Raw genomic sequence first — 25,717 nt, 5'->3', positions numbered from 1 at the left:
CAAGCCCCCTACCTGCGGGTTTTCCGTAGGGTAGGGGGCTCGTTTCTGTGCTGGGGCCCTCTCTGGGACCTCAGCGCTCGGCGGATCTGCGGGCGCCTGCGGGCAAGGTGTACAGGGGCTGAGGCAGGCCGCGAGACTGTCCGAGATCGACGTCGGCGCTCCGGTCGGCGTGCTGTCTTCTGCTGGTGAGAGGGGCGAGGGTGTTCGACCTCAAAGAGGAATTGCATCGCAAGCTGCGGGCTCACAGGGCAGGGCTGCTGACCAAGCTCGAGGGCTTGAGCGAGTACGACCTGCGTCGGCCCATGACGCCGACCGGCACCAACTTGCTGGGCCTCGTCAAACACCTCGCCGGCTTGGAGTACGGGTATCTCGGCGAGTCGTTCAAGCGGCCGGCGCCCGAGACCATGTCGTGGTTCGAGGACGGTTCGGTCTGGGAAGGCGCCGACATGTGGGCGGCACCCGATGAGTCGAGCGAGTACCTGATCGGGCTCTACGGACGTGCCTGTGCGCACGCCGATCGGACCATCGCGGACCTGGACCTGGAGACCCCCGGGTGGGTGGCTCACTGGCCGGCGGGAAAGCGCGACACGACCTTGGGCTTTCTGCTCGTTCGGATGGTGTCCGAGACGGCCCAGCACGCCGGCCATGCCGACGTGGTCCGCGAACTCGTCGACGGGCGCGCCGGTCCGGATCATGACGAGGTGGGAGGCGAAGCGTGGTGGCGTGAGTACGTCGCCGGGATCCAGGCGGCAGCGGACTCATTCGCAACAGACGCCTGCCCGGACGGCAGGTGACAGATACGGCAGCCCGAGGTCGGACGCGGTTCCAAGGTGCTTCGGGGCGCGGAGGTCGCAGGTTCGGTTCCGCCGGCTGGAGTGGCCGCCGGCCGGAGTGGCGACGGGTCCGCAGGATGATCCTGCGGACCCGGTGACGGATCCGCAAGACGATCCTGCGGACCCTCGACGCGGGCGCGCGGGCGCGCGGGCACGCAGGCGTTGCGCCGGGCCGTCAGAACACGCCCTTGTACGCCTGCCATCCCGAGGCGATCTTCGCGCGGGGGCCGAACGACCCCTTTCCGGTGCCGCTGTTGCGCCACACGTTGCCGGAGGTGTCGCGGGAGATGATGTCCGCCTTGCCGTCACCGGTGATGTCGCCGACGCCGACGATGGTGTTGTAGGAACCGCCCCAGGCCGAGTACAGCTTCACGCGCGCCTTGAAGGTGCCCTTGCCCGTGCCGAAGTACTGGTACAGGTTGTTGGACTTGTCCTGGGCGAGAAGGTCGCCGATGCCGTCGCCGTTGAGGTCGCCGACGCCCACGATCTTCTTGTACGTCTTCCAGTTGTCGTAGAGCTTCACGCGCGCCGAGAGCTTCCCGGAACTCGTCCCCTTGTAGAGGTAGACGGCTCCCGTGGAGGAGTTGCGGGCGATGAGGTCCGGGCGGCCGTCGCCGCTGACGTCCCCGGGCGAGGTCAGCACGTCGTACTGGTTCCAGCCCTTGCCGAGCGAGGTGTGCGGGGTGCTCGTGAGGAAGGCCTCCCCGCGCATGGTCCGGTACACCCGCAGCTCGCCGCTGCTGAACCGGACGAGGACGTCGTTGCGGCGGTCGCCGTTGAGGTCGCCGAACGGGACCAGCGTCACGGAGGAGGGCCAGCCCGAGGCCGACATGCCGGCACCCAAGGCGCCGGTCCCGTTGCCCGGCCGGTAGCTGATGACGCCGGACGAGCTGAGGGTCAGGGCGTCGCCGGTCCCGTCGGGTGCCCAGGTGACGCTGCCGGTGAAGTCGTGGCGTACGGCGGCTCCGTTGGACACCTTCACCGTCTGCGTCACCGTCAGCGCCGGTCCCGAACCGTCGGCGGGCGGGGCCGTCAGCCTGAAGGTGTACGTGCCGTTGGGAACGAACGCGCCCTTGGCGTCGCGCATGTCCCAGTCCGTGGCCAGGTTGCCGCTCACCTCTCCGCCGGAGAGCGTGCGGACCACCGCGCCGGTGACCTTGCTGGTCAGCGTGGCCGTCCAGGAGGCGGCGGGCTTGGAGAGCAGTCCGCGCCACTGCCACCACGGGCTGTCGGCCGAGTCGCTCCCCCAGGCGTTGTCCCTCACCTCGGACTCGATGACCGCGAGCCGCTGGGTGGCCGCCCCGCTGGGCACCAGGTGAATCCGCTTGTCCGCGTCGACGTAGGCCGCCGGCCCGCCGAACTTGTCCACGGTCCAGGTCACCCCGCGCAGACTGGAGGTACCCGCCGCGAGGTCGCCGATCTTGCGGGTGGCCGCGGTGCCGTCGGCGAAGGTGGTGAGGAGGAGCGCTCCGGCCGCGGTGTCGTGCCGGACGAGGTAGCCGTCACCGAGCAGGGCCTCGCCGGACGGGACGGGGATGTTCTTCTTCGCCGTACGGTCCCAGACGCCCGCCGTCGCGGCCGTGCCGCAGGACCAGTAGATCCAACGGCCCACCGCCTGGAGCTCCTTGGGAACACACGGGGCGCCGGTGCTGACGGTTTCGGTGGTCTTGCCGGTCTTCAGGTCCTTGGCGGTGACGACACCGGTACCGGAACCCGGCGTCCACAGGCTGGTCCCCCAGACGGAGGCGGCGGTGACGGAGCGGGTGAGGATGGGCTGCAGGTCGGTGTAGACGCCGAGGTCGCCGACGTACTGCTTGGTGGGGGAGGAACCGTTGACGATCGCGTAGCGGCCCGTGATGTCGAGGACGGTTCCGGCGGCCGAGGGCAGGTAGAAGAAGCCCGCCTGGTCATCCTTGCCGAGGGACTGGACGGACGAGCCGACGGGGTCGGAGTCGGCGGTGAACGTCACCACGCGGCCGTCTCCGGTGACGTACGGGCCCGTATTGAAGCCGTCCCAGTCCAGCCAGGTCGGCGCGCCCGGTGTTCCGTCGGCGGCGATCCGCCGGGTGTAGTAGGCGCCCAGGAAGCTGCTGTTGGGCTCGTCGGTGGCCAGGGTGCCGTTCTGCAGGGACAGTCGGCTGATCGTCGCGGCCGCGGCAGGTACGGCGGTCACTTCCGTCAGAGTCGGGGTGCCCGCCCCCGAGTCGGTGACCCGGCGTACCGCCCAGTGTCCGGAGTCGGCACCGCCGACGGCCAGCAGACTGCCGTCCGGTGCCGTGACGAGAGAACTGTTCGCGCGCGGGAGCAGGGTGAGCGGGGCCCCGCCCGTGAGCGGGACGGCCATCAGCGGCATGCCGGCCTTGTCGGCCGGGCTGCTCGTGGTCGACGGCACGGTACGGGCCACCACCAGCCAGCGTCCGGCGATGCCCACGGACGGGGTGCCCCGTGGGTCGAGCACCGCCAACTGCGTCTCGGGGGCGGAGAGGTCGGCGCGGTCCAGGACGTGGGCCACCGGGTTGTCGGAGCGGTACCAGACCAGCCGGTCCGCGCTCAGCGCGACGGCCGTCGGAGCGGCGGACACGGCCAGGTCGCCGGTGACTCTCGCGCCGGCCAGATCCACCAGCGCCAGGTGCGGCTCGCCACTCGCCGACGTGTAGCCGATGACGGCGGTGCCGCTGTCGCCGCCCAGGACGGTGAAGAGGTTGCTGATCCCGGTCGGCCATCCGTCGACGAGGGTGCCGTCGGCGGGGGTGCCGTCGCCGTAGAGCCACAGCACCCGGTTGCCGGCGGCGTCACGGGCCTGTGTCAGCACATGGGTGCCGAAGGTGGCCGCGTACGTGCCGTGGGTGATGGCGACGTCGGTGGCGGTACCGGCGGCCAGGTCCCTGAGGACGACCTTCTGGGTGGGCGAGACGACATCGGCCACGACATCGGACGACGATCCCGAGTACGCGGGGAGTTCGAGCCGTCCCAGGTCGCCGAACTCGGTCGTCGTACCGGTGTCGTACGACGTCCACAGGTAGCCGGAACGCCCCTCCTGCGCATGCAGATAGCCGCTGGGCCCTGCGGTGAGGATCCGGTCCTTCCGCGGTATGTAGCGGTCCACCTGGAAGACCTTCTCGGCCGCGAGGGCGGAGCCGCTGACACCGTTGGAGCCGCTGACACCGTTGGTGCCGCTGACGGCGTTGCCGGCCCCGACACCGTCGTCCGCGTCGGCCATGCCGGCGAGCGGACCGGGACCGACGGTCACGGCGAGTGCGGCCAACGCGGCGACGACGCCACGGGCGGTGGTACGACGGGCCATCGTCGCCTCCTGGGATGCCGAACAGAAAAAGGCGTGACGGGATGGCGGCGGCCGCTCAGGCGCGCGTCGACGGTGCTGCGAAAATGCTCAGCCCCCCGGCTGCCCCCCGTGCACAGACGCATGAGAGTAACAGCAGGCCCAGGCGCCTCAGAAGCAGCGGGGGCAACAGAGAAGGCAGCCGCGGCCCGGCACCGCCGGGCCGCACCCGTCCCACTCCCGGAGAGGACTCAGGAAGGATCAGCGGGGATCAGCGGGGATCAGAGAGGAACAGCCACGCCGTTGAACGTCGTGTCCGGCAACTGCGGGCTCGTGAAACGGGCGTTGACGAGGTAGAGGCGGTTGCCGAAACGGGCGGCCGTGGTGGGTATGTCGAAGCGCGGGTCGGTGATCGTGCGGCGCAGGGTGGCGGTGGTGGCCTTGGCGTCGAGGTCGAACACGGTGACGAGGTTGAGGCGGTTCTGTACGACGTACAGGGTGCGGCCGATGCGGACGAGGCCGTCGCCGTTGAGGACGTTCTCCGCGCCCGTCAGCGTGATCCTGGTGGCGTACCCGGTCTTGAGGTTCACGTTGTAGAGCTCGCCCGGGTTGCTCTTGACGACGATCAGGGCGCGGCCGTCCGGGGTGCCCACGATGCCGTTGGCGTTGATCAGGTCCGGGACCTGGACCCAGTCGCCGGTGAGGGGCAGGGTGCGGACCGCTCCACCGCCGCCGCGCGGTACGCCGTGGAGCACCGCGTCGCGCGAGTCGGTGAACCAGGCGCGGTCGCCGAGCAGGGTGACGTCGTTGATGAAGTGGCCGCTCGCCTCGGTCAGTTGGTGCGTGGCCACCAGGTCGCCGGTGCGGGAGTCGTGGATCCGTGCGATGCCCGTGCTGCCGGCGACGTAGAGCAGGCCGTCGTCGTCCAGCTTCAGGCCGACGGACACCAGGCCGGTGGCGCCCGCGAATATGACCTCGCCCTCGCCGGTGCGCAGGTCGGTGCGGAGGATGGCGCCGTTCGCGCGCGAGCCCATGTACGCGTACGGCTTTCTGCCGATGGTGATCCCCTCGGGGAGGAAGCCGTCGGGGAGCGGGAACTCGGTCGGCCACGAGGCCTTCGGGGTGTCAGCGGCGGCGCTCGCCGTGCCGGCGCCGGTACCGGCCGCCACCGCGAGTGCGGCGACGGTGGCACCGCCGAGGACGGCACGCCGGGACAACTGGGGAGGGTGGTTCTGGGTCATGGTTCCAGGCCTCCGTGAAGAGTGGGGGTGGGACTCCGCGAGCTGCGAACTCGCTTTACCGTTCCTTTAGTTCGCAACGGACTGCCACCCGCCGGGGTTCCCCGCGTCACCCCTGGGCGAGGACACGCAGAAGGGGCCCCGTCATGACGGGGCCCCTTCGACGTACGTACGTATGCGCCTGTAAGTACATATATGTACGTGTCTATGCGATCAGCCGCACTGGCAGGGATTGCCGGACTGGCATCCGCATCCGCACCCCGAGCCGCAGCCGCAGGCGCCGAACAGTGGAAGGTTCTTGATCTCGGCGGGCTGCTGGGTGCCGCTGTCCTGGGTGGGGTCGGGCGTGCTGGGGGATTCGGCCATGGGTCCCTCCTTCAGGCACGAGGTGTGCGAGGCACGCTGCACCGCACAGCTCCTGTCGCCCATTTCATGCCCACTCCGGCAGGCACATCAACGGCGCATGCTCGGCGCACCGAGGCTTCCGCGCGCCCCCGGAGTGCGGGACGAGCCAGGCACCGCGGCCGGATCAGGCCCCCTCAACCCCCGTGACCGGCTGAATGTCAGGCTGGATCTCGTCCGCGTGCTCGCCCGTCACGAGGAACACGACGCGCTTGGCGACGGACACCGCGTGATCGGCGAAGCGCTCGTAGTAGCGGCCCAGGAGGGTGACGTCCACGGCGGTCTCTATGCCGTGCTTCCACTTGTCGTCCAGCAGGTGCTGGAAGAGCGTGCGGTGCAGCAGGTCCATCTCGTCGTCGTCCGACTCCAGCTGGAGCGCGAGGTCGACGTCCTTGGTGATGATGACCTCGGCCGCCTTGGCCATCAGGCGCTGGGCGAGCTGGCCCATCTCCAGGATCGTGGCGTGCAGGTCGTGCGGGATCGCCCGCTCGGGGAAGCGCAGCCGGGCCAGCTTCGCGACATGCTGGGCCAGGTCGCCGGAGCGCTCCAGGTCCGCCGACATACGGAGCGAGGTGACCACGATCCGCAGATCCGTCGCCACCGGCTGCTGGCGGGCCAGCAGGGCGATCGCCCGCGCCTCCAGCTCGTGCTGGAGATCGTCGACCTTCTCGTCGGCGGCGATCACGCTCTCGGCCAGGTTCAGGTCGGAGTCGAGGATGGCCGTCGTGGCGCGTCCGATCGCCGACCCGACGAGCCGGGCCATCTCGACCAGGCCCTCGCCGATCGAGTCCAGTTCCTCGTGGTACGCGTCCCGCATCAGGTTGTCCCTCTCTCACGTCAGCTTCGGTGGTGCGGGGGCTGGATTTCGACCATCGGAATCAGCCACCGAACAGGCCCCGGGAACCCCACGTTCCCACGGTCCGGCCTGTACGCGTCCGTTTCCGGCCCCTCAAATGAACCACCACTGGCTCCTGGGTGAACTCTGGGCGACGAGTGTTCGAGGTCGCACTCGGATGGCTGTGGCCTGGGCCGACGACATGCCTAACCTGGAGGCATGGACGTGAACGCGGCGGTCGCCGCAGCGGCAGCGATCGCCGGAGTGCTCACCGGTGTCATCGCCATGCTGGCGTTCCGCTGGAGCGAGCGCGACCTGAAGCGCCCTACGCGCACCTCGCTGCATACGGATCCGGTCCTTCCGCCCGGCGTGGACACGGTGCTGTCCGTGCTCCGCTCCTCCGCCGTCGTACTCGACGAGGCGGACACCGTGGTCAAGGCCAGCTCGGCCGCGTACGCCCTCGGGCTGGTGCGCGGCGGCAAACTCGCCGTCGAACCGATGCTCCAGATGGCGCGCGACACCCGTCGTGACGGGGAGATACGACAGGTGGAGCTGGACCTGCCGAGGCGCGGGACAGGACGCGGGGAAGCCCTCGCCGTCTCCGCCCGGGTGGCGCCGCTCGGCTCCCGGCTCGTACTCCTCCTGGTCGAGGACCTCACCGAGGCAAGGCGCATCGAAGCCGTGCGACGCGACTTCGTCGCGAATGTCAGCCACGAGCTCAAGACCCCCGTCGGCGCCCTCAGCCTGCTCTCCGAAGCTGTCATGGGCGCTTCCGACGACCCGGAGGCGGTGGAACGCTTCGCCGGGCGGATGCAGATAGAGGCCACCCGGCTCACCAATCTCGTGCAGGAGCTCATCGACCTCTCCCGGGTCCAGAACGACGACCCCCTTGAGGACGCCGAGCCGGTACGGGCCGACGATCTCGTCGCCGAGGCGATCGACCGCTGCCGCCACCAGGCCGGCACGAAGCAGATCACCATGGCCGCGGGCGGCACCGCCGATCTGAGAATCTGGGGCAACAGGGGTCAGCTGGCCGCCGCGCTGGGCAACCTCGTGGAGAACGCCGTCAACTACTCGCCCGCCCGTACCCGGGTGGGCATAGCCGCGCGTCGGGTGACCGCGCCCGGCGGAGACCTCATCGAGATCGCCGTGACCGACCAGGGCATCGGCATCTCGGAGAAGGACAAGGAGCGCGTCTTCGAGCGCTTCTACCGCGTCGACCCCGCCCGTTCCCGTGCCACCGGTGGTACGGGGCTGGGGCTCGCGATCGTCAAACACGTGGCCGCCTCGCACGGCGGGGAGGTCACGGTGTGGAGTTCCGAAGGACAGGGCTCCACGTTCACCCTGCGGCTGCCGGAGGCGGGTGCGGCCCGCGACCGTGTGACCACACACCACATGCCCGGCCTCGACGAAGAGGACGAGCAGTCCACCGACGGGACGACCACCGTCACATCCCCGTATGACCCGCTCCCTGCCCCGGAGGTCCTTCCGTGACCCGTGTGCTCGTCGTCGAGGACGAGGAGTCCTTCTCCGACGCCCTGTCGTACATGCTCCGCAAGGAGGGCTTCGAGGTCGCCATCGCGACCACCGGGCCCGACGGACTCGACGAGTTCGAGCGCAACGGCGCCGACCTCGTCCTGCTCGACCTGATGCTGCCGGGCCTGCCCGGCACCGAGGTCTGCCGTCAACTGCGCGGCCGCTCCAACGTTCCGGTGATCATGGTCACCGCCAAGGACAGCGAGATCGACAAGGTCGTCGGGCTGGAGATAGGGGCTGACGACTACGTCACCAAGCCCTTCTCCTCCCGCGAGCTGGTCGCCCGTATCCGTGCCGTGCTCCGCCGTCGCGGGGAGCCGGAGGAGGTCACTCCGGCCGCTCTGGAGGCCGGACCCGTCCGGATGGACGTCGACCGCCACGTGGTCACCGTCTCGGGTTCCAAGGTCGACCTCCCGCTGAAGGAGTTCGACCTCCTGGAGATGCTCCTGCGCAACGCGGGCCGCGTCCTGACCCGTATGCAGCTCATCGACCGCGTGTGGGGTGCCGACTACGTCGGTGACACCAAGACGCTCGACGTCCACGTCAAGCGCCTGCGCGCGAAGATCGAGCCGGACCCGGGGGCGCCCCGCTACCTCGTGACGGTGCGCGGCCTGGGATACAAGTTCGAGCCGTAAACCGACCTCGTACAGGGACTCGTACGTCGGCTCCCGTACAGCGAACGCCGGCGCTCCCGCGCCGGCTCTCTCGCGTCGACTGCTTGCGCACGACGAAGGGCGGCACCCCTCGGGGTCCCGCCCTTCGTGCGTGAGTGGATCGGCAGGCGGATCGGCAGGCGCCGGGCTACTCCGTGGGCGAGGCCGTCACGCTCGCCGAGGCCGAGTCGGTGGGGGTGGCCGTCGCGGTGTCGGAGGGTGACTCCGAGACCGAGGCGGACGTGGAGCTGGACGGCTCGGTGCTCGCGGTCGCCGTGGCGTCCGGCGTCGCGGGGACCTGGCTCGGCCCCCACCCGGCGAAGTAGCTGTCGGCCGGCATGACGAACGCGCGCAGGCTCACATCACCCGTCTGGCTGAAGCTGAAGGTGATCTTCTGGGCGTTGCCGTCCGTGATGGCGTCGTTGCCGCTGGTCAGCACCGCGGCGGCGTTGCCCTTGCCGCCGAGGATGACGTAGCCGCCCGCCGGGATCGTCACTTTGCCGGTGCCCTTGGCGGGCTTGAGCTCGGCGGTCTTGCCACTGTCGGCGACGGTGATCGAGTCCAGCGTCTGCGCGGCGTCACCGTTGTTGAACACGGTCGCCGAGATCGCGGCCGGGCCTGCCGCCTCCAGGTCGGGCTGGGTGATGACGACGGCGTTCTGGATCTTGATGTTGCCGACGGCGGTCGCGGCGTTGTCCGGCTTCACTTCCAGGGTCTGTGCGTTGTTGCCTGCGGCGCACGCGGCGAGTGAGGCGATCGAGAACGCTAGGGCGGCGGCGGCGAGAGCGCCGCGTCGAAGGCTGCTGCTCACGGCTGCGGCAACTCCTTGAACGTGGGAAGAAACAAGGCGGCTCAGTTGTAAAGCCGTCCTAAGGGTCTGTCAGCGGCCTTAGGTTACCGAGCCGTTCCTGCGCCGCCGCACCCGACCCGCCCCTACGCGACGACGGGCTCCCCTGCACTGGGCGCGCGCCCCGCCCGTCACACCCCTTCTCTGTCGCTCCTGCTCATTTGAGGGCGTACTCGTCCGCCATTCACATAACTGCCACCGACTGGCGCTTGCGGATTTCACACGGGGAATGTCCGGCGGTCCAGAAAATTGATCATCAGTAGATCATCGACGGTTCACGGACTGGATCATCTGATGTTCATGGACAGCTTCATCGACAGCTTCATGGGCAGCTTCATCGGCAGGTTCGTCGACAGCTTCATCTGCAGCCGTGATCAATTCCGGATTCGCCCGGCACCCGACTCCGGTCACCGAACGGAGTAGCGGAAGTCGAGCTCTTGGGGCCGGACAAAACGGGACGTTCAGACCCTGGTCAGGTACTTCGGGTGTGTGTAACGTGCGGGTTTCACTCCCCCTGGACAGCCGCTCCCACCTGCGAATACCCTCTTGCGCTCGCCCCTCGCAGCACGTTCCTGTTGCGGTTGTCAAGCCCCGAGATATGCCCTGACCTGCGAAAACGCCATTCAGAAGACGCCGTTTCCGTGTTACCCTGGATAGCCACGGAAGGGGTACCTGTCACATGACGTTCAAGGTTGGCGACACCGTGGTCTATCCCCATCACGGGGCCGCGCTGATCGAGGCCATCGAAACTCGCCAGATCAAAGGCGTGGACAAGACCTACTTGGTGCTGAAGGTCGCCCAGGGCGACCTGACGGTGCGTGTGCCAGCGGACAATGCGGAGTTCGTCGGCGTGCGTGATGTGGTCGGTCAGGACGGACTGGACCGGGTCTTCGAGGTGCTGCGCGCGCCGTACGCCGAGGAGCCCACGAACTGGTCACGTCGTTACAAGGCAAATCTGGAGAAGCTCGCCTCCGGCGATGTCATCAAGGTCGCGGAAGTCGTACGTGACCTGTGGCGTCGTGAGCGCGAGCGTGGACTCTCCGCCGGTGAGAAGCGCATGCTCGCCAAGGCCCGGCAGATCCTGGTGAGCGAGCTCGCCCTCGCGGAGAACACGAACGAGGACAAGGCCGAGGCCCTGCTCGACGAGGTTCTCGCGTCCTGACGCCGGTCGCCGAGACGGTAATCGTTGTGACGACGGTAATCGCCCCGACGTACGCAATCGCCGAGACGGCAGTCGTCTTGACGTACGCATAAGCCTGCGCAGTGCAATTGAGATGCGTGCAATGAAATGCCGCGGTGCCCGATGACGCATTAGCTGTCGCCGGGCGCTGCGGCATGTTCGTGCCCGCACCCACTCGTGGTCGTGTTCCGTACCCACACCCAGTTCGGGAACCGGAACTTCCCGGTGCCAGAATTGCGATGGCCTCGCTCACCTGCTTGGTGCCTGCCTACTTGCGTGCTCCGGGTCCGGGCTACTGACTCGACCGGATGTCACGGAAGGGGTCCGGTCAAGGCTTCGCTCGAGCAGCGGGTACGCCCAGGCCATACCCACCTCGGCCGAGCACACAAACCTGACAGGAACCGATGTCTGACGATTCGCGTCTCTCGCCCCCGGGAGCACGTACCGCCGCCGTGATTCCAGCCGCCGGCCGGGGCGTGCGCCTCGGTCCGGGCGCCCCCAAGGCGCTCCGCGCGCTGAACGGCACACCGATGCTCGTCCACGCGGTCCGTGCGATGGCCGCGTCCCGCGCCGTCTCGCTGGTCGTCGTCGTGGCCCCGCCGGACGGCGCCGCCGAGGTGAAGACCCTGCTCGACGCGCATGCGCTGCCCGAGCGGACCGACTTCCTCGTCGTTCCCGGCGGGGAGAGCCGCCAGGAGTCCGTGAAGTACGGCCTCGACGCGCTGCCCCCCGGCATCGACATCGTTCTCGTGCACGACGCGGCCCGCCCGCTCGTGCCCGTCGACACGGTGGACACGGTCATCGAAGCCGTACGGGACGGCGCTCCCGCCGTCGTGCCGGCGCTGCCGCTCTCCGACACCGTCAAGGAGGTCGAGCCCGCGACCGTTCCGGGGGCGCCCGAGCCTGTCGTGGCCACGCCCCAGCGGGCGCGGCTGCGGGCCGTACAGACTCCGCAGGGCTTCGACCGCGCCACCCTCGTACGGGCCCACGACACCGTCACCGACGACGTGACCGACGACGCGAGCATGGTCGAGCAGCTCGGCCTGCGGGTGGTGGTGGTGCCCGGGCACGAGGAGGCGTTCAAGGTGACGCGACCGCTGGACCTGGTGCTGGCGGAGGCGGTTCTCGCGAGGCGGAGGGCGAACGATGGGTTCTGAGGGGTCCGAGAGCTTCGGGGTTCCCGTGTTGCCCCAGGTCGGTATCGGTACCGACATCCACGCGTTCGAGGACGGGCGTGAGCTGTGGTGCGCCGGGTTGCTCTGGGAGGGAGAGGGGCCCGGGCTCGCGGGGCACTCCGACGCGGACGTCGTCGCGCACGCCGCGTGCAACGCGCTGTTCTCCGCCGCCGGGCTCGGAGACCTCGGTGCCCACTTCGGCACCGGGCGGCCGGAGTGGTCCGGGGCCTCGGGCGTGACGCTTCTTACGGAGGCCGCCCGGATCGTCCGTGCGGCCGGGTTCGTCATCGGCAACGTCGCCGTGCAGGTGGTCGGGGACCGGCCGAAGATCGGCAAGCGACGGGACGAGGCGCAGAAGATCCTGTCCGACGCGGTGGGGGCGCCGGTGTCGGTCTCCGGAGCCACCACCGACGGGCTCGGGTTTCCGGGACGGGGCGAGGGGCTGATGGCGGTGGCTACGGCCTTGGTGGTGCGGGGGAGCTGAGGGCGGGCTCTTTCGCAGTGCGGGCGCGAGAGCGCTCCCGCGCCGAGTCAGCCGCCGGTCTCGTATGTCACGAATACGTGCCCCATGGCCGGGAAGGGTCGCAGGGCACTACCCACCGCCCACTACCCTGGAGTGGTGACGATTCGCCTGTACGACACCAGCGCCCGGCAGATCCGTGACTTCAATCCGCTCGTCGCGGGCTGTGTCTCGATCTACCTCTGTGGTGCCACCGTGCAGGCCGCACCGCACATCGGGCACATCCGCTCGGGCCTCAACTTCGACATCATGCGCCGCTGGTTCGAGTACCGCGGCTATGACGTGACGTTCATCCGGAACGTCACGGACATCGACGACAAGATCATTATGAAGTCGGCCGAGCAGGGCCGCCCCTGGTGGTCGATCGGGTACGAGAACGAGCGCGCCTTCAACGACGGCTACGACGTGCTCGGCTGCCTGCCGCCCACGTACGAGCCGCGCGCCACCGGGCACATCACCGAGATGGTCGAGATGATGCGCGGCCTCATCGAGCGCGGTCACGCGTACGAGGCGGACGGGAACGTCTACTTCGACGTGCGCTCGTACGACCGGTATCTGGAGCTGTCCAACCAGGAGCTGGACAACCTCCAACAGCCGTCCGGCGTGGGTGAGACCGGCAAGCGGGACCCCCGTGACTTCGCCATGTGGAAGACCGCCAAGCCAGGCGAGCCGACATGGGAGACGCCCTGGGGACGTGGCAGGCCAGGCTGGCACCTGGAGTGCAGCGCCATGGCGCACAAGTACCTGGGCTCCGCCTTCGACATCCACGGCGGCGGACTCGACCTGATCTTCCCGCACCACGAGAACGAGATCGCGCAGGCCAAGGCGTTCGGAGACGAGTTCGCCAAGTACTGGGTGCACAACGCCTGGGTCACCATGAGCGGCGAGAAGATGTCGAAGTCCCTCGGGAACTCGGTGCTCGTGAGCGAGATGGTGAAGCACTGGCGGCCCATCGTGCTGCGCTACTACCTCGGCACCCCGCACTACCGGTCGATGATCGAGTACAGCGAAGAGGCCCTGCGTGAGGCCGAGTCGGCGTTCGCGCGCATCGAGGGCTTCGTGCAGCGGGTGATGGAGAAGGCGGGGGGCACGGTCGAGCCCGCCGCCGAGGTCCCGCCCGCCTTCGCCGAGGCGATGGACGACGACCTGGGCGTGCCGCAGGCGCTCGCCATCGTGCACACGACGGTCCGGCAGGGCAACAGCGCGCTGGCCGCCGACGACAAGGAAGCCGCCGTCGCGCGCCTCGCCGAGGTCCGGGCCATGCTCGCCGTCCTCGGGCTCGACCCGCTCGACCCGCACTGGGCCGGCGAGGGCGGCGAGCGCGGCGAGGACCTGCACGGCGTCGTCGACACCCTCGTACGCCTCGTGCTCCAGCAGCGCGAGGCGGCGCGTGGCCGCAAGGACTGGGCCACCGCCGACGCGATCCGCGACCAGCTCAACCAGACGGGGCTCGTCATCGAGGACGGTCCGCAGGGGCCGCGCTGGACGCTCGGGCCGCGCTGAGCGGCTCCGGCCGGTCCCCTTCGACCTTGATCGATTGTGCCGCCCGGGCCTCCGGGCGGCACACTGCATATACGTACGTACGCACGCTTCACGCATTTCTATGAGCAGAGACAGGTAGGTCATGGCCGCTAACAACCGCCGCATGTCCGGCAAGAAGGGCGCGCAGGTCGGCAGTGGCGGCCAGCGACGCCGGGGTCTGGAAGGCAAGGGTCCGACGCCGCCCGCCGAGGCGCGCAAGGGCCACAAGAAGAACCGCGTCGCCAACGCCCAGGCGCGGCAGAGCGTGCGCCGCCCCGCTCCCACCAGGGGACGCGGTGGCAAGGGCACGTCCGAGATGGTCGTCGGGCGCAACCCGGTCGTGGAGGCGCTGCGCGAGGGCGTGCCCGCGGTGACGCTGTACGTGCAGCAGTTCATCGACAACGACGAGCGGGTGCGCGAGGCGCTCCAACTGGTCGCGGAACGCGGCGGCATCCACCTCATGGAGGCGCCGCGTCCCGAGCTGGACCGGATGACCAACGGGCTCAACCACCAGGGACTCGTCCTCCAGGTCCCGCCGTACGAGTACGCGCACCCCGAGGACCTCGCCGCCGCCGCCTACGACGCCGGCCAGGACCCCCTGATCGTCGCCCTCGACGGCGTCACGGACCCTCGGAACCTGGGCGCCATCGTCCGCTCCGCCACCGCCTTCGGCGGCCACGGCGTGGTCGTGCCCGAGCGGCGCGCGGCCGGTATGACCGCCGGCGCCTGGAAGACGTCCGCCGGCACCGCGGCCCGTACACCCGTCGCCCGCGCCACGAACCTGACGCGCGCCCTGGAGGCGTACAAGAAGGCGGGCATCGCCGTCGTCGGTCTCGCCGCCGACGGTGAGTCCGAGGTCGGCGAGCTGGAGGCGCTGGGCGGTCCCGTCGTCATCGTCGTCGGCAGCGAGGGCAAGGGACTGTCCCGGCTCGTCGGCGAGACCTGCGACTACCGGGTGCGGATTCCGATGCCGGGTGGCGCGGAGTCGCTGAACGCGGGTGTGGCGGCGGGAGTTGTGCTGTATGAGGCGGCGCGGCGTCGGGCCTGAACACCTGTCCGGGTAGTCACCCCCGTGGGGTAATCGCGATGCTCCGGATGGCCTTGACGGGGTCCGGACACATCGGCGCGGTCAAAGCAGTGTCCTAAACACACGTCACTCGGTTAGATGAGTGTGGACACCAGAACACCCCGCACACCCACGGGGGACCTCTCGTCGGGATTCGACGACGCTCCCGCGCTGAGCATGGTGAAGGTGCCGAGCGATCCGGCGCAGGTCATCGTCAATCATGCGAGCTTCCGCGTGCAGCTAGGCGCCCCGCCGCGGACTCAATCCCCGCGCATCGCGCGGCACTTGAGTTCCACCGACGACACCGCGCGCATCCCCGTCGTCGGTGCGGCGGGCAGAGCGGGCGCGGCCGGTGGCGCCAACGCGGCCACCGGTGCCCGCCGCCGCGCGCCCGTCGTCTGGAGCGGGAAGTCCGCGCCGGACGACACCGGCGCCCACCGCCTGCTTCAGGCCGTACGGAGCACGAGCGTGGGCCACGGCGGCGGCCCCGACCCGTCGGCCGACGCCGGAGCGACCCAGGTCATCCCGCGCATCGACGAACACCCGGATTTCGACGCCGACATGACCGTCGAGACGCCGATCGTCGGCAGCCAGCGCAGTCACGACACCGGCGGCACCCGCCTGCTGCCGAACATGCGCACCGTCGGCAGTGCGTACGACGAACCCGGCTATGCGGACGACGAGTTCGAGGACGACTCCCGCCTCCGGGACGACGCCCGCTTCGACGACGGCGACGCCCCCACCAGGCGGCACGGCGCCGATCCGGTGCGGCACGCGTACTACCCGGGCCGCCGGATGAACCTCGGCGTCGTCCTCCTCCCGCTGCGCGTCTTCCTCGGCTTCATCTCCGTCTACGCCGGCATGGGCAAGCTCTGCGACCCCGTCTACTTCGACGGCGGCGAGCGCGGCTCCATGGTCAAGTGGCTCAACACCCTGCACCCCTGGGAAGTCGCCGAGCCACTGCGCCAGTTCGCGCTCCAGCACCCTGTCGGCGCCGGGCTCGTCATCGCCTTCCTCCAGGTCATCGTGGGCGTCCTCACGGTGCTCGGCCTGTGGCAGCGGGTCGCCGCCGCCGTCGGCGCGCTCCTGTCGGCCGCGCTGCTGCTCACCGTCAGCTGGAAGACGGTGCCCGCCTACGACGCGCCCGACATCATCTACCTCGCCGCCTGGTCCCCGCTGATCATCGCGGGCGCTCCCGTCTACTCCGTCGACGGACGCCTCGCCGGCGAGGCCTGGCGCACGCTCGGGCCGCGCGCCGAGATCTGGGAGTTGCGCCGACGCGTACTGCGCAGGGGCGCGCTCATCGCGGCCATCGCCGTCGGCCTCACCCTGCTCGTAGGCTCGCTCCTCGGCGGCGCCGTCCGCGACGCGGACCGCATCGTCGTCCCGGGCCCGGGTGAGGCCCCGCGCAACGAACTGCCCGGCTCCCCGCTTCCAGAGACGCCCGGCAAGCGCAGCGACAAGCCCAGCCCGTCGGCCTCCGAGGCACCCGCCCAGGGCGCCTCCTCGGCCCCGCCTGAGGCAGCGGCCACCACACCGGATGCCGCCCGCGACACCGGCACGGGCACCGTCAGTAGCGGTCCCAGCCAGAGCCAGGGCAGCGGCGGCGGCCAGGCCCCGCCCCAGCAGTCCTCACCGGCCGACCAGGCCCCGACCACCAGCGCGGGCCCGACGTCCAGTGGCGGCACGTCGAGCGGCGGCTCCACGGGCGGCTCCGGCTCCACGGGAGGCGGCTCCGACAGCGGAGGCTCCACCGGCCAGCCGGGCCTGGTGGGCGGCCTCCTGGGGTAGCTCCCGCCGGACGGTACGTCGATGGGGCCCCGCACGTGTCATGTGCGGGGCCCCATCGACGTACACCCAGGGGGTTGGTTCAGCGGCCCAGCGCCGCGAGTTCCTTCGCCGCCTCCGTGAGGTCCTTCGCCGTGTCGATGGCGCGCCAGTACGCGCCCTGGGGGAGGGAGAAGCCGGCCAGGCGGCGCTCGCGGGCCAGATGCGGGAACGTGGTGCGCTCGTGGTCGCCGCGCTCGGGGAGCAGATCGGCGAACTCGGCGGAGAAGACGTACACGCCCGCGTTGATCTCGTACTGGGTCGGCGGGGACTCGATGAAGTCCGTGACGCGTCCGAAGCCGTCCGTCTTGACGGCGCCCCAGGGGATGCGCGGACGGGCCAGCGCGAGGGTCGCGACCGCGTCGCGCTCGGTGTGGAAGTCCGCCATGTCACGCAGCGAGAAACGGGTCCAGATGTCACCGTTCGTCGCGAACCAGGGCCGGTCGGGGTGGGGAAGGCGCGCGGCGGCGTACTTGAGGCCGCCACCGCGGCCCAGGGGCTCCGACTCGACGACGGTCGTCACATTGACCGGGAGGTCGGCCGAGTCCAGCCACTTCTGCAGGACATCCGCGAGGTGGCCACAGCTCACGACCACGTCCGTCACGCCCTCTTCGGCGAGCCAGGTCAGCTGATGGCCGATGATCGGAGTCCCGGTGCCGGGGATCTCGACCATCGGCTTGGGCCGGTCGTCGGTGTAGGGACGCAGCCGGGAGCCCTGGCCGCCGGCCAGGACAACAGCTTGAACGGGGCGCGACGCGGCGTTCGGATCGGTCATGCCCGAACTGTACGTGGCGCCCCGCTCGCGGCTTTGGTCAGCAACCGTTCCGTAACCAGCCGTACTTGGACAGTTGTCCGCGGGTCGTTCTCGGGTCGTTCTGGGGTCGTTCCTCTGGGTCCTCTGGGTTCTCTGGGTTCTCTGGGTCCTCGGGTCCTTCCTCGGGTCCTTCCGCGGGTCAGAATTGCGTGGCCGCGACCCCCGAGGCGAAGGACGTGTCGCAGACCGGCCGTGCGAACGACTGGGCGCGCGTCGGGCCGTACACGCGAACCGCGGCGCGGCCCAGTGCGCGGGCGATGGAGACACAGTGCTCCGCGAGCGACGGACGATCGTTCACCGCCTCCTGGAGGTGGGTGAGGGCGACGCCCGGGTTCTTCTCCTGCAGCTCCAGCAGGAGCTTGTCGCGCAGGATGTCCTGGGGGGTGCGGGCCACGGCGCGGGTGGAGACATCCGCGGAGGATGCCTCGGCCGCGGTGAGCACCGAGTTCGAGGTGGTCCCCGACCAGTTGACTCGGGTGACCGCGAGGGTCCCGGAGAGCACCAGGACGACAGGCAGAACGAGGGCGAGGGTGCGGCCGACCCGACGGGCGGGGCCGCGGCCACGCCGGGTCCGTTGGTTAGTGGTGGAGTGCTTCACGCGAGTGAGGGTAGCGCGGGGTGATGATTTGGCGACATTTAGTCACCGGTTCGGGGGACGGGGAAGCGGCGAATTCGCGGTAGCGCGTTGACGTACACGTATCGAAATGACCTGTCTGCCGCGGTATTTGCCGACATGGAAGAGGGCCCCGCAGCCTGCTGCGGGGCCCTCTTCGTCAACTTGGGTGAATTCACCCCGTACGGGGGGTTGAGCTGCTGCGGCTTGCCTCAGTCGGAGAGGCGCTCGCCCGTGGAGGTCGAGAACACGTGGAGCTCGCCCGGGCGCGGCACGACGTGCAGCGTGGAGCCCTTCTCCGGGACCGCGCGGCCGCTGACGCGGACGACCAGGTCCGTGAGGTTGTCGTCGACCTTCGCGCTGCCGTAGACGTAGCCGTCGGCGCCGAGCTCCTCGACGACGTTCACGGAGACGGCCAGGCCGGCCGGGGCGTCCTCGGTGTCCTTCGACAGCGACTTCGCGGCATCGCTGTTGTGCTCGACGATGTCGAAGTGCTCGGGGCGGACACCGACCGTCACGGTGCGGTCGCCGCGGTCGGCCGCGGTGGTCAGTGCCTCGCGGCTGACCGGCACCACGCTGTTGCCGAACTTCACGCCGCCGTCGGTGATCGGGACCTCGACGAGGTTCATCGCCGGGGAGCCGATGAACCCGGCCACGAACAGGTTCGCCGGGCGGTCGTACATGTTGCGCGGCGAGTCGACCTGCTGGAGCAGACCGTCCTTCAGTACGGCCACACGGTCGCCCATGGTCATGGCCTCGACCTGGTCGTGGGTGACGTACACCGTGGTGATGCCGAGGCGGCGCTGCAGCGACGCGATCTGCGTACGGGTGGAGACGCGGAGCTTGGCGTCGAGGTTCGACAGCGGCTCGTCCATGAGGAACACCTGGGGCTCACGCACGATGGCGCGACCCATGGCGACACGCTGGCGCTGACCGCCGGAGAGGGCCTTCGGCTTGCGCGCGAGGTAGTCCGTGAGGTCGAGGATCTTCGCCGCGTCCTCGACCTTCTGGCGGATCTCGGCCTTGTTGACGCCGGCGATCTTGAGCGCGAAGCCCATGTTGTCGGCGACCGTCATGTGCGGGTAGAGCGCGTAGTTCTGGAACACCATGGCGATGTCCCGGTCCTTCGGCGGCAGATGCGTGACATCGCGGTCACCGATGTGGATCGATCCCCCGTTGACGTCCTCGAGACCCGCGAGCATGCGCAGGGAGGTGGACTTTCCGCAGCCCGAGGGACCGACGAGGACGAGGAACTCGCCGTCCGCGACATCGAGTTCGAGCTGGTCGACGGCGGGCTTGTCGCCACCCGGGTAGATGCGGGTGGCTTTGTTGAACGAGACAGTGGCCATGGTGAGGGCCCCCTTCTACCGGCAGGAACGTGCCGGACGATCCGTTGTGGAAGGTGGTGGGCCACTACGGCGCGCTCCGACGGCGTCGAACGCATCGAATGTGCCGAGCGCGTCGAACGTTCCATAGTGGTGTAGTCCACATGAGTGAACTGGTTCAGGACGCTACCCCGCGTTCACTGGATCTGTCAGTACTCGGGCGCCGATGAAGTTCAAGGAAATTTCCGGCAGGCCCCACCTGTGACGTGGGTACACTGCTCGGGCGCACCTGCCCGTCCGCCGGGCACAGGCGCGCCCTGCCTCCTTAGCTCAGCTGGCCAGAGCAACGCACTTGTAATGCGTAGGTCGTCGGTTCGAATCCGACAGGGGGCTCAGCCAGAGGGCAGGTCGGACGTCGTCCGACCTGCTTTTTTGGTGACGTCGAGAGTGACTGACGTAGGTCGAGAAGCCGGGCGAGGCCCAGGGGTGAGGCGGCGGCCCGTGCTGCTCATCCTTCGATACCGGTGGAGGTGTGCGGGGCTCCCACGGGCTTGGACTCGGGGGAACCGCGTTGGCGCAGGTAGACGGAGAGGACGGCCATCGAGGCGACGGCCAGGAGCTCGGACTGCCAGTTCTGCAGGCTGCGGCTCCAGAAGTCCGCGGACACGATGTACTGCGTCCAGTCCACGGGAGCCTGGAGCTGCCGCAGTTGCTGCTCGTTGAAGGCGGCGACGCCCGCGATGGACTGGGCCAGCCACGACAGGAGGAAGAGCGCGGCCATCACCAGACCGAGTGACCGGGAGAACACCGCCTGGCGCATTCCGCCCGCGCGTGCCCAGCGCGGGGAGTTGGGGCCCGCGTGCTTCCCCACCCGCTGGTCCTTGTCCGATTCGGGGCCGGCCTTGTCCATCTCCTTCGACTCCGGCGATCCGCGTTGCAGGAGCCAGACGGTGGCGAAGATGTAGAGGAAGAACTGCAGGTACTCCGACTGCCAGTTCTCCGTCACGTCCACCGCGAAGTCCGACGACGCCAGGTAGTCGGCGAAGCCGACTTGCGCGAGGCCGTCGGTGGCGAGCTGGTTGTTGAACTCCGCACAGCCCGCGATCGCCTGCCCTGCGAGTGCGAGCAGGAACGCGATGCCGAAGCCCAGGCTTATCCCGTTGTCCCGCAGGAAACGGCGCCCGCGGTGCATCCCGCGGGGGGCGCTCTCGGCGTGGTCCGGTTCGTTGCGCCGGGCCGGTGGCTTGGCGGCGGTCATCGCTGCATCAGTCCCACCGCGATGAAGTAGGCGAGGCCCCCCAGAACGACGGCCAGACAGAGCGTGAACATGGCGCGCATACGTCAGCCCCCCTTGATCGTGCATTGGTACGGCTGACCGGAGCGGGGCCGGCATCCGGCGGCAACGATCTTCCAGCCGTCCGGGAACTGGGACAGGAACAGTGTGTCCGACGCCAGCACGGCCCGCGCCTGACGCCCGTAGACGTCCACCCCGCGGACCGGACCCCCGGCCGGAAGGTCCTGCGCGCCGATGGCGTCGACGCACGCCTTCTCCTCCGAGTCCTCGATCTCCCCACGCGTCTCCGGAGCCAGAGCCGCGCACAGGGCCGGCCGGTCGCCGCCCGCCAGGGCCTTCTCGAAGTCGGTGGCCGCGGCAGACGCGCTCGCTTCGCGCCCACTGACACCGCCGCAGGCGGTGAGGCCCAGCATCAGCGCGCACAGAGGGACGACTACCCGTGTGATGGGCCCACGTTGTCCGCTCACGTTGGCTCCCTCTTCCTACCGACAGGCGCATGCCCTGTCTCATACTGGGCGGCCGTCTACCCGAAACGTGGCCGGACACGCCCCGCGCGAGGAAGGCCGCGACCAGGGCCCCGCCTCAGCGCGCCGGCCGACCGCTGCTGTTCCCAGCGGTGGACAGGCGCACGTTACGCACCGAGGCCGACGGGTACCCATGTGCGGACGAATCGCCCGTTGTGAACGACGGGCGGCCATGTGTGGGCGAATCACCCGCTGTGGACGGCGGGTGACCATGTGCGGGCGAATCGGCCGCGGGAACGAGGAAACGAGGAGCACGATGGAGATCGGTTACAAGCTGGCCGCCGAGGCGTTCGGACCGGCGGAACTCGTACGGCAGGCGGTTCTCGCGGAGCAGGCGGGCTTCGACTTCGTGGAGATCAGCGACCACTACCACCCCTGGCTCGACAACCAGGGCCACTCGCCCTTCGCCTGGGCGGTGCTGGCGAGCATCGCGGCCAGGACCTCGCGCATCGGCCTCGCGACGGGCGTGACGTGTCCCACCGTGCGCTACCACCCGGCGATCATCGCGCAGGCCGCCGCCACCCTCGCCCTGCTGTCGGACGGCCGTTTCGTCCTGGGCGTCGGCTCGGGAGAGCGGCTCAACGAGCACGTCGTCGGCCGGGGCTTCCCCGACGCGGTCAGCACCCGGCACGAGATGCTCAGGGAGGCCCTGGAGATCATCCGGCTGCTCTGGAGCGGGGGATACCGGTCCTACGAGGGCAAGCACCTGCGGCTGGAGGACGCCCGTGTGTTCGACCTCCCCGAGACCCTGCCGCTGATCGCGGTGGCCGCCAGCGGCCAGGTCTCGACGCGCATCGCCGCCGAACTGGGCGACGGCCTGTTCGCCACGGAGGACAAGCCGGAGATCGTGCGGCACTACCGGGACGCCGGCGGCGCCGGGCCGCGCTACGCGGAGGTCCCGATGGCGTGGGCACAGGACGAGCACACCGGGGCGAAGGCCGCTCTGGAGACGTCCCGGTGGGCCCTGACCGGCTGGAAGGTCATGAGTGAGCTGCCCAACCCGGTCAACTTCGACGCCGCGACCACAACGGTGCGGGAGGAGGACATCCTGGGAAAGTTCGCCTGCGGCACGGACCCCGCCCGGTACGTCGAGGTGACCCAGCCGTTCGTCGACGCGGGCTTCGACAGGCTGGTCATGCAGAACGCCGGCCCCGACCCGGACGGCTTCATCGACTTCTATCAGCGCGAACTCGACGGTCGTGTTCGGCAGTTGAAGCCGAACGGCACGCACGCCTGAAACACACCACGAACCGGCGGCGAGTGAGCCCCTGGCGCTCAGGCATCCCGCCTGCCCAGGTGTCTGTGCCCTGGAGCCGGGGTACCCGGCATGCCTCGGGAACGGATGCAGATGGGGCCTGAACGACCTGGGCTTCTCCCTTGCGCCCGGGGCGGTCACCTACTGGGTCGGTGAGGCGCAGCAGGGCACGGATTTCAAGGAACTCAAGGAAACGCCCGAGGCGGTGGCCGCGACGACCCGCACCCTCGCCGTCAACACCGTCCACTTGGCGGCACGGCTGTCCGACAACCCCTATCCGCCCAGCTGAAGCCGCAGCGCACGCCGCGGGCATGGACGCCATGTCGATCGCGGCCGCTGCCGGGCCATTGACGGTGAGCTGAACGAAAGGGGCCCGTGATGTCCAGCAGCCAGTCGACGCGGGTCGGTCGCCGGACCCTCGACATCCATCGGCCGGACAAGGTGCTGTTCCCCGCGAGTGGGAAGGGCAAGGAGTACACGAAGGGCGACCTCGTCGCGTACTACCAGGCTGTCGCCCCCTTCATGCTGCCGGACCTGCGCGGGCGGCCGCTGATGCTGGAACGGCATCCGGACGGGATCGACGGGCCGAAGTTCATGCAGAAGAACACCCCGGACCACTACCCGGACTGGATCGAACGGGTCGAGGTGCCCAAGGAGGGCGGAACGGTCCTGCACCCCGTGTGCCGGGACGCCGCGACTCTCGTCTACCTCGCCGACCAGGCCTGTCTCACCCTGCACCGCTGGCTGTCGCGGGTCGGCCGGATCGACCGGCCCGACCGCCTGGTCTTCGACCTCGATCCTTCGGAGGGCGACGACTTCACCGCCGTACGCGAAGCAGCCCGGCTCCTGGGCGAGTTGCTCGACAAGCTGAAGCTGCCGTCCGGGTTGATGACCACCGGCTCGCGCGGCCTGCACGTCGTGGTCCCCCTCGACGGACGCCACAGCTTCGACGAGGTACGCGACTTCGCGAAGCAGGTCGCCGGTGTCCTCACCGACGCGCACCCTGACCGGCTCACCACCGAAGCCCGCAAGAAGGAGCGCGGTGACCGGCTCTACCTCGACGTACAGCGGAACGCCTACGCGCAGACCGTCGTCGCCCCCTTCACCGTCCGTGCCAAGCCCGGCGCACCCGTCGCCGTCCCCATCTCCTGGAGCCGGCTCGACGACCCGCGCCTTGACGCCCGGCGCTGGACGATCGCCGACGCCGTCGAGCAGGGGCACGCCGACCCCTGGGCCGGGGTGATGAGTCACGGACGAGCCCTCGGACCGGCCCGGCGTCGGCTGGACCTCCTCACAGGCTGATCGTTCCCGAGGTGGAAGAAGGGCCGTTCCAGCGCCGCTCGGTCGTCCCGTTGCAGGTCCGGGGGGTGGAGGTGGCCGATATGTCGCTGTCCTCGGTCTCGCCAGGTCCCGGCCTACTCATCGAATTCCACCCTGCGGGCCAGTACTTCACGGGCCGCCTCGGTTGCCGTCACGCCCTGTGTGTAAGCGTAGGCACGCAGTCGTGCCAGGGCCTGCTGCGGATCCACACCCAACTGCACCATCAGCATGCCTGTGGCGTAGTGCACCTCCTCGTGACCCGACTCCGCGGCGTCCAGCCAGGAGGTGGGCTCGCCGCTGCTCTGTGCGGTCATGTCCTCCGCCTGCGCCTGGGCACGCATCAGCGCCAGAGTGATGGCGTCACTCGCGGTGAAAGCACCCGCGGTGTCCCTCGGTGTCAGTGGCCCAGGGCTGCGGCGGTACAGATCCAGCGAACCGATCGCCACCGCATCGCTGCCCAGGGGGACCGAGAACACCGCGCGAACCCCCAGTTCCACCGCCCGCTGGGCGAACACCGGCCACCGCCGCGCGTCGGCTCCACCGGTCAGGTCCGCAGCCAGTACTGGAACAACCAACGCCCGCGCCGTATTACAGGGTCCGTCACCGAGGCTGTACTGAGTCTCTGCCAGTTGCGCGGCCATCCGGTCGCTGGACCACCACAGCGCCGCTTCCCCCGGCGTACTTCCGACAAGAGAGACCGATGCTCCCGTGAAGCTCAGGTGATCGACGCAGATCTGGCAGAGCCGCGCGGGAGCAGAGGCGGCGTCAGACTCCTCCAGCGCGCTCGCCAGCGCCCTGATGACGGGACGATGGTCCCAAGCGCCTGAGCCACCCGCAGGCTCCCTGTCCCTCTCTCCGCCCGGATCCGGGCGACCGGACTTCACACACCCACCTCCGGCGACAAAGACTCAGCCCATTTTGCGCCAGGACCCGCCCATCCGTTCCCACCCGATACGCGATGGCCCCGGCGCCGGGTACTGACGCCACGAGCCTTCCGAGTCGTACTCGAACGCCGATTCACGGAGTACCCGGATTCACGGAGTACCCGGATTTCACGGCCGAAAGGCGCCTCCACGGTCCTTTCCGGGTGTCCCCCGGCACACCGGCCCTGCGCGAGTGTCAGAGGTGCCGCCGAACGCCGTCTCTCAGCGGCACTCCGACCAGGACATCGGACGTTTTCCGCCCTGCCGCACGGCGGGGCATAATGATGACGAGGTCAGGAAGCGGCCCACAACATTTCTCTTCACCTTTGTGGGGGTTTTCGTGTCGCTTCTGAGCCATCACGCCGGCAGTCGGCAGGTCGTCGAACTGGACGAGGTCATCGATCCGGACATCGAGGACGCTGTCGAAGGCGTCCCGCAGCGGCTGGTGCGGACCGACGGTGCGTCGGTAGCGGTGGTGGATCTCCACACCCCACCGCCGAGTGCGGCCGCGGCCCTCGCTCGTGGTTGTCCGTCCGCGCACCGCCCGGAGACCGTCCCCCGGGGTGGCGCAGGTAAGCCGGCCTCCGTTCGCCGGACCATCGGGCGCCTTCTCCGCCGCTGAGCGCTGCGGTAACGCACACCTCCTCCTCCTTGGCCCTGTGCGGGGTAACTGACGCGCGCAGCCGACGACGGCACCTCTCCGGCATACCCGGTGAGGCCGTCCGTGCTGCCCCGG

Annotated in this window: 24 protein-coding genes, 1 tRNA gene and 1 pseudogene; 15 read left to right on the top strand and 11 right to left on the bottom strand. The window is 69.6% G+C overall.

Annotated elements, in window-relative coordinates:
- Positions 1-200: 200 nt before the first annotated feature.
- Positions 201-794: a DinB family protein gene (locus ACFYPC_RS30860; protein ID WP_391889273.1), complete on the top strand. Its 594-nt coding sequence runs from the start codon at positions 201-203 to the stop codon at positions 792-794.
- Between the two features lie 214 nt (positions 795-1,008).
- On the opposite strand, the gene ACFYPC_RS30855 is transcribed toward ACFYPC_RS30860, so the two are convergent.
- The 4 genes from ACFYPC_RS30855 to phoU all read right to left on the bottom strand — a co-directional run bounded on the left by ACFYPC_RS30855 (position 1,009) and on the right by phoU (position 6,570).
- On the bottom strand, positions 1,009-4,137 hold the full coding sequence (locus ACFYPC_RS30855; protein ID WP_391889271.1) for an FG-GAP-like repeat-containing protein: 3,129 nt from the start codon (positions 4,135-4,137) through the stop codon (positions 1,009-1,011).
- A 257-nt stretch (positions 4,138-4,394) separates the two neighbouring features.
- Positions 4,395-5,354, bottom strand: coding sequence for an SMP-30/gluconolactonase/LRE family protein (locus tag ACFYPC_RS30850; RefSeq protein ID WP_391889270.1), 960 nt, complete (start codon positions 5,352-5,354; stop codon positions 4,395-4,397).
- Between the two features lie 210 nt (positions 5,355-5,564).
- On the bottom strand, positions 5,565-5,717 hold the full coding sequence (locus ACFYPC_RS30845) for a hypothetical protein (protein ID WP_391889268.1): 153 nt from the start codon (positions 5,715-5,717) through the stop codon (positions 5,565-5,567).
- Positions 5,718-5,880: 163 nt separating this feature from the next.
- A complete protein-coding gene (phoU, locus tag ACFYPC_RS30840; RefSeq protein ID WP_391889266.1) occupies positions 5,881-6,570 on the bottom strand; it encodes a phosphate signaling complex protein PhoU in 690 nt (229 codons plus the stop codon).
- 237 nt (positions 6,571-6,807) lie between these two features.
- On the opposite strand from phoU, the gene ACFYPC_RS30835 reads away from it, so the two are divergent.
- Both ACFYPC_RS30835 and ACFYPC_RS30830 read left to right on the top strand, forming a co-directional pair.
- Positions 6,808-8,082 carry a sensor histidine kinase gene (locus tag ACFYPC_RS30835; protein WP_391889265.1) on the top strand — a complete coding sequence of 425 codons (1,275 nt, stop codon included), beginning with the start codon at positions 6,808-6,810 and terminating at the stop codon, positions 8,080-8,082.
- Positions 8,079-8,759, top strand: a complete 681-nt coding sequence (locus tag ACFYPC_RS30830; RefSeq protein ID WP_009340348.1) for a response regulator transcription factor — start codon at positions 8,079-8,081, stop codon at positions 8,757-8,759. The genes ACFYPC_RS30835 and ACFYPC_RS30830 overlap by 4 nt, the downstream gene beginning before the upstream one ends.
- Positions 8,760-8,925: 166 nt before the next feature.
- Here ACFYPC_RS30830 and ACFYPC_RS30825 read toward each other — a convergent pair whose 3' ends face one another.
- Positions 8,926-9,588 carry a DUF461 domain-containing protein gene (locus ACFYPC_RS30825; RefSeq protein WP_391889263.1) on the bottom strand — a complete coding sequence of 221 codons (663 nt, stop codon included), beginning with the start codon at positions 9,586-9,588 and terminating at the stop codon, positions 8,926-8,928.
- A 336-nt stretch (positions 9,589-9,924) separates the two neighbouring features.
- On the opposite strand from ACFYPC_RS30825, the gene ACFYPC_RS30820 reads away from it, so the two are divergent.
- The 7 genes from ACFYPC_RS30820 to ACFYPC_RS30790 all read left to right on the top strand — a co-directional run bounded on the left by ACFYPC_RS30820 (position 9,925) and on the right by ACFYPC_RS30790 (position 16,877).
- Entirely contained in the window at positions 9,925-10,047 is a 123-nt protein-coding gene (locus ACFYPC_RS30820) for a hypothetical protein (protein ID WP_391889260.1), read from the top strand.
- A gap of 256 nt (positions 10,048-10,303) precedes the next feature.
- Complete coding sequence (locus ACFYPC_RS30815; RefSeq protein WP_003953493.1) at positions 10,304-10,786, top strand: CarD family transcriptional regulator; 483 nt, start codon at positions 10,304-10,306, stop codon at positions 10,784-10,786.
- 422 nt (positions 10,787-11,208) lie between these two features.
- The gene (ispD, locus tag ACFYPC_RS30810) at positions 11,209-11,961 is read left to right on the top strand and encodes a 2-C-methyl-D-erythritol 4-phosphate cytidylyltransferase (RefSeq protein WP_391889258.1); all 753 of its coding nucleotides are present in this window, start codon (positions 11,209-11,211) and stop codon (positions 11,959-11,961) included.
- Positions 11,951-12,463: a 2-C-methyl-D-erythritol 2,4-cyclodiphosphate synthase gene (gene ispF / locus ACFYPC_RS30805; protein ID WP_391889257.1), complete on the top strand. Its 513-nt coding sequence runs from the start codon at positions 11,951-11,953 to the stop codon at positions 12,461-12,463. Before ispD ends, ispF begins: the two co-directional genes overlap by 11 nt.
- Before the next feature lie 135 nt (positions 12,464-12,598).
- On the top strand, positions 12,599-14,002 hold the full coding sequence (gene cysS, locus ACFYPC_RS30800; RefSeq protein ID WP_391889255.1) for a cysteine--tRNA ligase: 1,404 nt from the start codon (positions 12,599-12,601) through the stop codon (positions 14,000-14,002).
- Between the two features lie 121 nt (positions 14,003-14,123).
- A complete protein-coding gene (gene rlmB, locus ACFYPC_RS30795; RefSeq protein ID WP_391889253.1) occupies positions 14,124-15,068 on the top strand; it encodes a 23S rRNA (guanosine(2251)-2'-O)-methyltransferase RlmB in 945 nt (314 codons plus the stop codon).
- A 117-nt stretch (positions 15,069-15,185) separates the two neighbouring features.
- The gene (locus ACFYPC_RS30790; protein WP_391889251.1) at positions 15,186-16,877 is read left to right on the top strand and encodes a DoxX family protein; all 1,692 of its coding nucleotides are present in this window, start codon (positions 15,186-15,188) and stop codon (positions 16,875-16,877) included.
- A gap of 79 nt (positions 16,878-16,956) precedes the next feature.
- Here the strand turns inward: ACFYPC_RS30790 and ACFYPC_RS30785 are convergent, their stop codons facing one another.
- The 3 genes from ACFYPC_RS30785 to ACFYPC_RS30775 form a co-directional block, all read right to left on the bottom strand.
- Positions 16,957-17,688, bottom strand: a complete 732-nt coding sequence (locus ACFYPC_RS30785; protein ID WP_365445893.1) for a nucleotidyltransferase family protein — start codon at positions 17,686-17,688, stop codon at positions 16,957-16,959.
- Positions 17,689-17,866: 178 nt separating this feature from the next.
- Entirely contained in the window at positions 17,867-18,325 is a 459-nt protein-coding gene (locus ACFYPC_RS30780) for a hypothetical protein (protein WP_391889249.1), read from the bottom strand.
- A gap of 227 nt (positions 18,326-18,552) precedes the next feature.
- Complete coding sequence (locus ACFYPC_RS30775; protein ID WP_391889248.1) at positions 18,553-19,689, bottom strand: ABC transporter ATP-binding protein; 1,137 nt, start codon at positions 19,687-19,689, stop codon at positions 18,553-18,555.
- 295 nt (positions 19,690-19,984) lie between these two features.
- Between ACFYPC_RS30775 and ACFYPC_RS30770 the strand changes: the two genes are divergently transcribed.
- A tRNA-Thr gene (locus ACFYPC_RS30770) sits at positions 19,985-20,058 on the top strand.
- A gap of 115 nt (positions 20,059-20,173) precedes the next feature.
- Here the strand turns inward: ACFYPC_RS30770 and ACFYPC_RS30765 are convergent.
- Positions 20,174-20,857, bottom strand: a complete 684-nt coding sequence (locus ACFYPC_RS30765) for a DUF6766 family protein (protein WP_391889457.1) — start codon at positions 20,855-20,857, stop codon at positions 20,174-20,176.
- 149 nt (positions 20,858-21,006) lie between these two features.
- On the bottom strand, positions 21,007-21,426 hold the full coding sequence (locus ACFYPC_RS30760; protein WP_391889246.1) for a hypothetical protein: 420 nt from the start codon (positions 21,424-21,426) through the stop codon (positions 21,007-21,009).
- A gap of 313 nt (positions 21,427-21,739) precedes the next feature.
- On the opposite strand from ACFYPC_RS30760, the gene ACFYPC_RS30755 reads away from it, so the two are divergent.
- From ACFYPC_RS30755 to ligD, 3 genes and pseudogenes are all read left to right on the top strand, one after another.
- Positions 21,740-22,720, top strand: coding sequence for a TIGR03557 family F420-dependent LLM class oxidoreductase (locus tag ACFYPC_RS30755; protein WP_391889244.1), 981 nt, complete (start codon positions 21,740-21,742; stop codon positions 22,718-22,720).
- Between the two features lie 115 nt (positions 22,721-22,835).
- Positions 22,836-23,027, top strand: a pseudogene (locus ACFYPC_RS30750) (NADPH-dependent oxidoreductase); the annotation flags it as partial.
- 89 nt (positions 23,028-23,116) lie between these two features.
- Positions 23,117-24,040: a non-homologous end-joining DNA ligase gene (gene ligD / locus ACFYPC_RS30745; RefSeq protein WP_391889242.1), complete on the top strand. Its 924-nt coding sequence runs from the start codon at positions 23,117-23,119 to the stop codon at positions 24,038-24,040.
- A gap of 113 nt (positions 24,041-24,153) precedes the next feature.
- Here the strand turns inward: ligD and ACFYPC_RS30740 are convergent, their stop codons facing one another.
- Positions 24,154-24,633: an ANTAR domain-containing protein gene (locus ACFYPC_RS30740; RefSeq protein ID WP_391889240.1), complete on the bottom strand. Its 480-nt coding sequence runs from the start codon at positions 24,631-24,633 to the stop codon at positions 24,154-24,156.
- 688 nt (positions 24,634-25,321) lie between these two features.
- On the opposite strand from ACFYPC_RS30740, the gene ACFYPC_RS30735 reads away from it, so the two are divergent.
- Positions 25,322-25,603 (top strand): hypothetical protein, encoded by a 282-nt coding sequence (locus ACFYPC_RS30735; protein WP_391889238.1) that lies wholly within the window; start codon positions 25,322-25,324, stop codon positions 25,601-25,603.
- Positions 25,604-25,717: the final 114 nt, after the last annotated feature.

Origin of the sequence: Streptomyces sp. NPDC005808 (assembly GCF_042871385.1) — a bacterium.
Lineage (GTDB): Bacteria > Actinomycetota > Actinomycetes > Streptomycetales > Streptomycetaceae > Streptomyces.
The sequence above is the reverse complement of the archived record's forward strand: the minus strand, read 5'-3'. Positions and strand labels throughout refer to the sequence as shown.

Excerpts from the sequence above, each read along its gene's own strand:
- ACFYPC_RS30850 (WP_391889270.1), bottom strand. The coding sequence starts at position 5,354 with ATGACCCAGAACCACCCTCCCCAGTTGTCCCGGCGTGCCGTCCTCGGC.
- ispF (WP_391889257.1), top strand. The coding sequence starts at position 11,951 with ATGGGTTCTGAGGGGTCCGAGAGCTTCGGGGTTCCCGTGTTGCCCCAG.
- ligD (WP_391889242.1), top strand. The coding sequence starts at position 23,117 with ATGTCCAGCAGCCAGTCGACGCGGGTCGGTCGCCGGACCCTCGACATC.
- ACFYPC_RS30790 (WP_391889251.1), top strand. The coding sequence starts at position 15,186 with ATGAGTGTGGACACCAGAACACCCCGCACACCCACGGGGGACCTCTCG.
- ACFYPC_RS30820 (WP_391889260.1), top strand. The coding sequence starts at position 9,925 with ATGGACAGCTTCATCGACAGCTTCATGGGCAGCTTCATCGGCAGGTTC.
- ACFYPC_RS30815 (WP_003953493.1), top strand. The coding sequence starts at position 10,304 with ATGACGTTCAAGGTTGGCGACACCGTGGTCTATCCCCATCACGGGGCC.
- ACFYPC_RS30785 (WP_365445893.1), bottom strand. The coding sequence starts at position 17,688 with ATGACCGATCCGAACGCCGCGTCGCGCCCCGTTCAAGCTGTTGTCCTG.
- ACFYPC_RS30855 (WP_391889271.1), bottom strand. The coding sequence starts at position 4,137 with ATGGCCCGTCGTACCACCGCCCGTGGCGTCGTCGCCGCGTTGGCCGCA.
- rlmB (WP_391889253.1), top strand. The coding sequence starts at position 14,124 with ATGGCCGCTAACAACCGCCGCATGTCCGGCAAGAAGGGCGCGCAGGTC.
- ispD (WP_391889258.1), top strand. The coding sequence starts at position 11,209 with ATGTCTGACGATTCGCGTCTCTCGCCCCCGGGAGCACGTACCGCCGCC.
- ACFYPC_RS30775 (WP_391889248.1), bottom strand. The coding sequence starts at position 19,689 with ATGGCCACTGTCTCGTTCAACAAAGCCACCCGCATCTACCCGGGTGGC.
- ACFYPC_RS30845 (WP_391889268.1), bottom strand. The coding sequence starts at position 5,717 with ATGGCCGAATCCCCCAGCACGCCCGACCCCACCCAGGACAGCGGCACC.
- ACFYPC_RS30835 (WP_391889265.1), top strand. The coding sequence starts at position 6,808 with ATGGACGTGAACGCGGCGGTCGCCGCAGCGGCAGCGATCGCCGGAGTG.
- ACFYPC_RS30755 (WP_391889244.1), top strand. The coding sequence starts at position 21,740 with ATGGAGATCGGTTACAAGCTGGCCGCCGAGGCGTTCGGACCGGCGGAA.
- phoU (WP_391889266.1), bottom strand. The coding sequence starts at position 6,570 with ATGCGGGACGCGTACCACGAGGAACTGGACTCGATCGGCGAGGGCCTG.
- ACFYPC_RS30765 (WP_391889457.1), bottom strand. The coding sequence starts at position 20,857 with ATGCACCGCGGGCGCCGTTTCCTGCGGGACAACGGGATAAGCCTGGGC.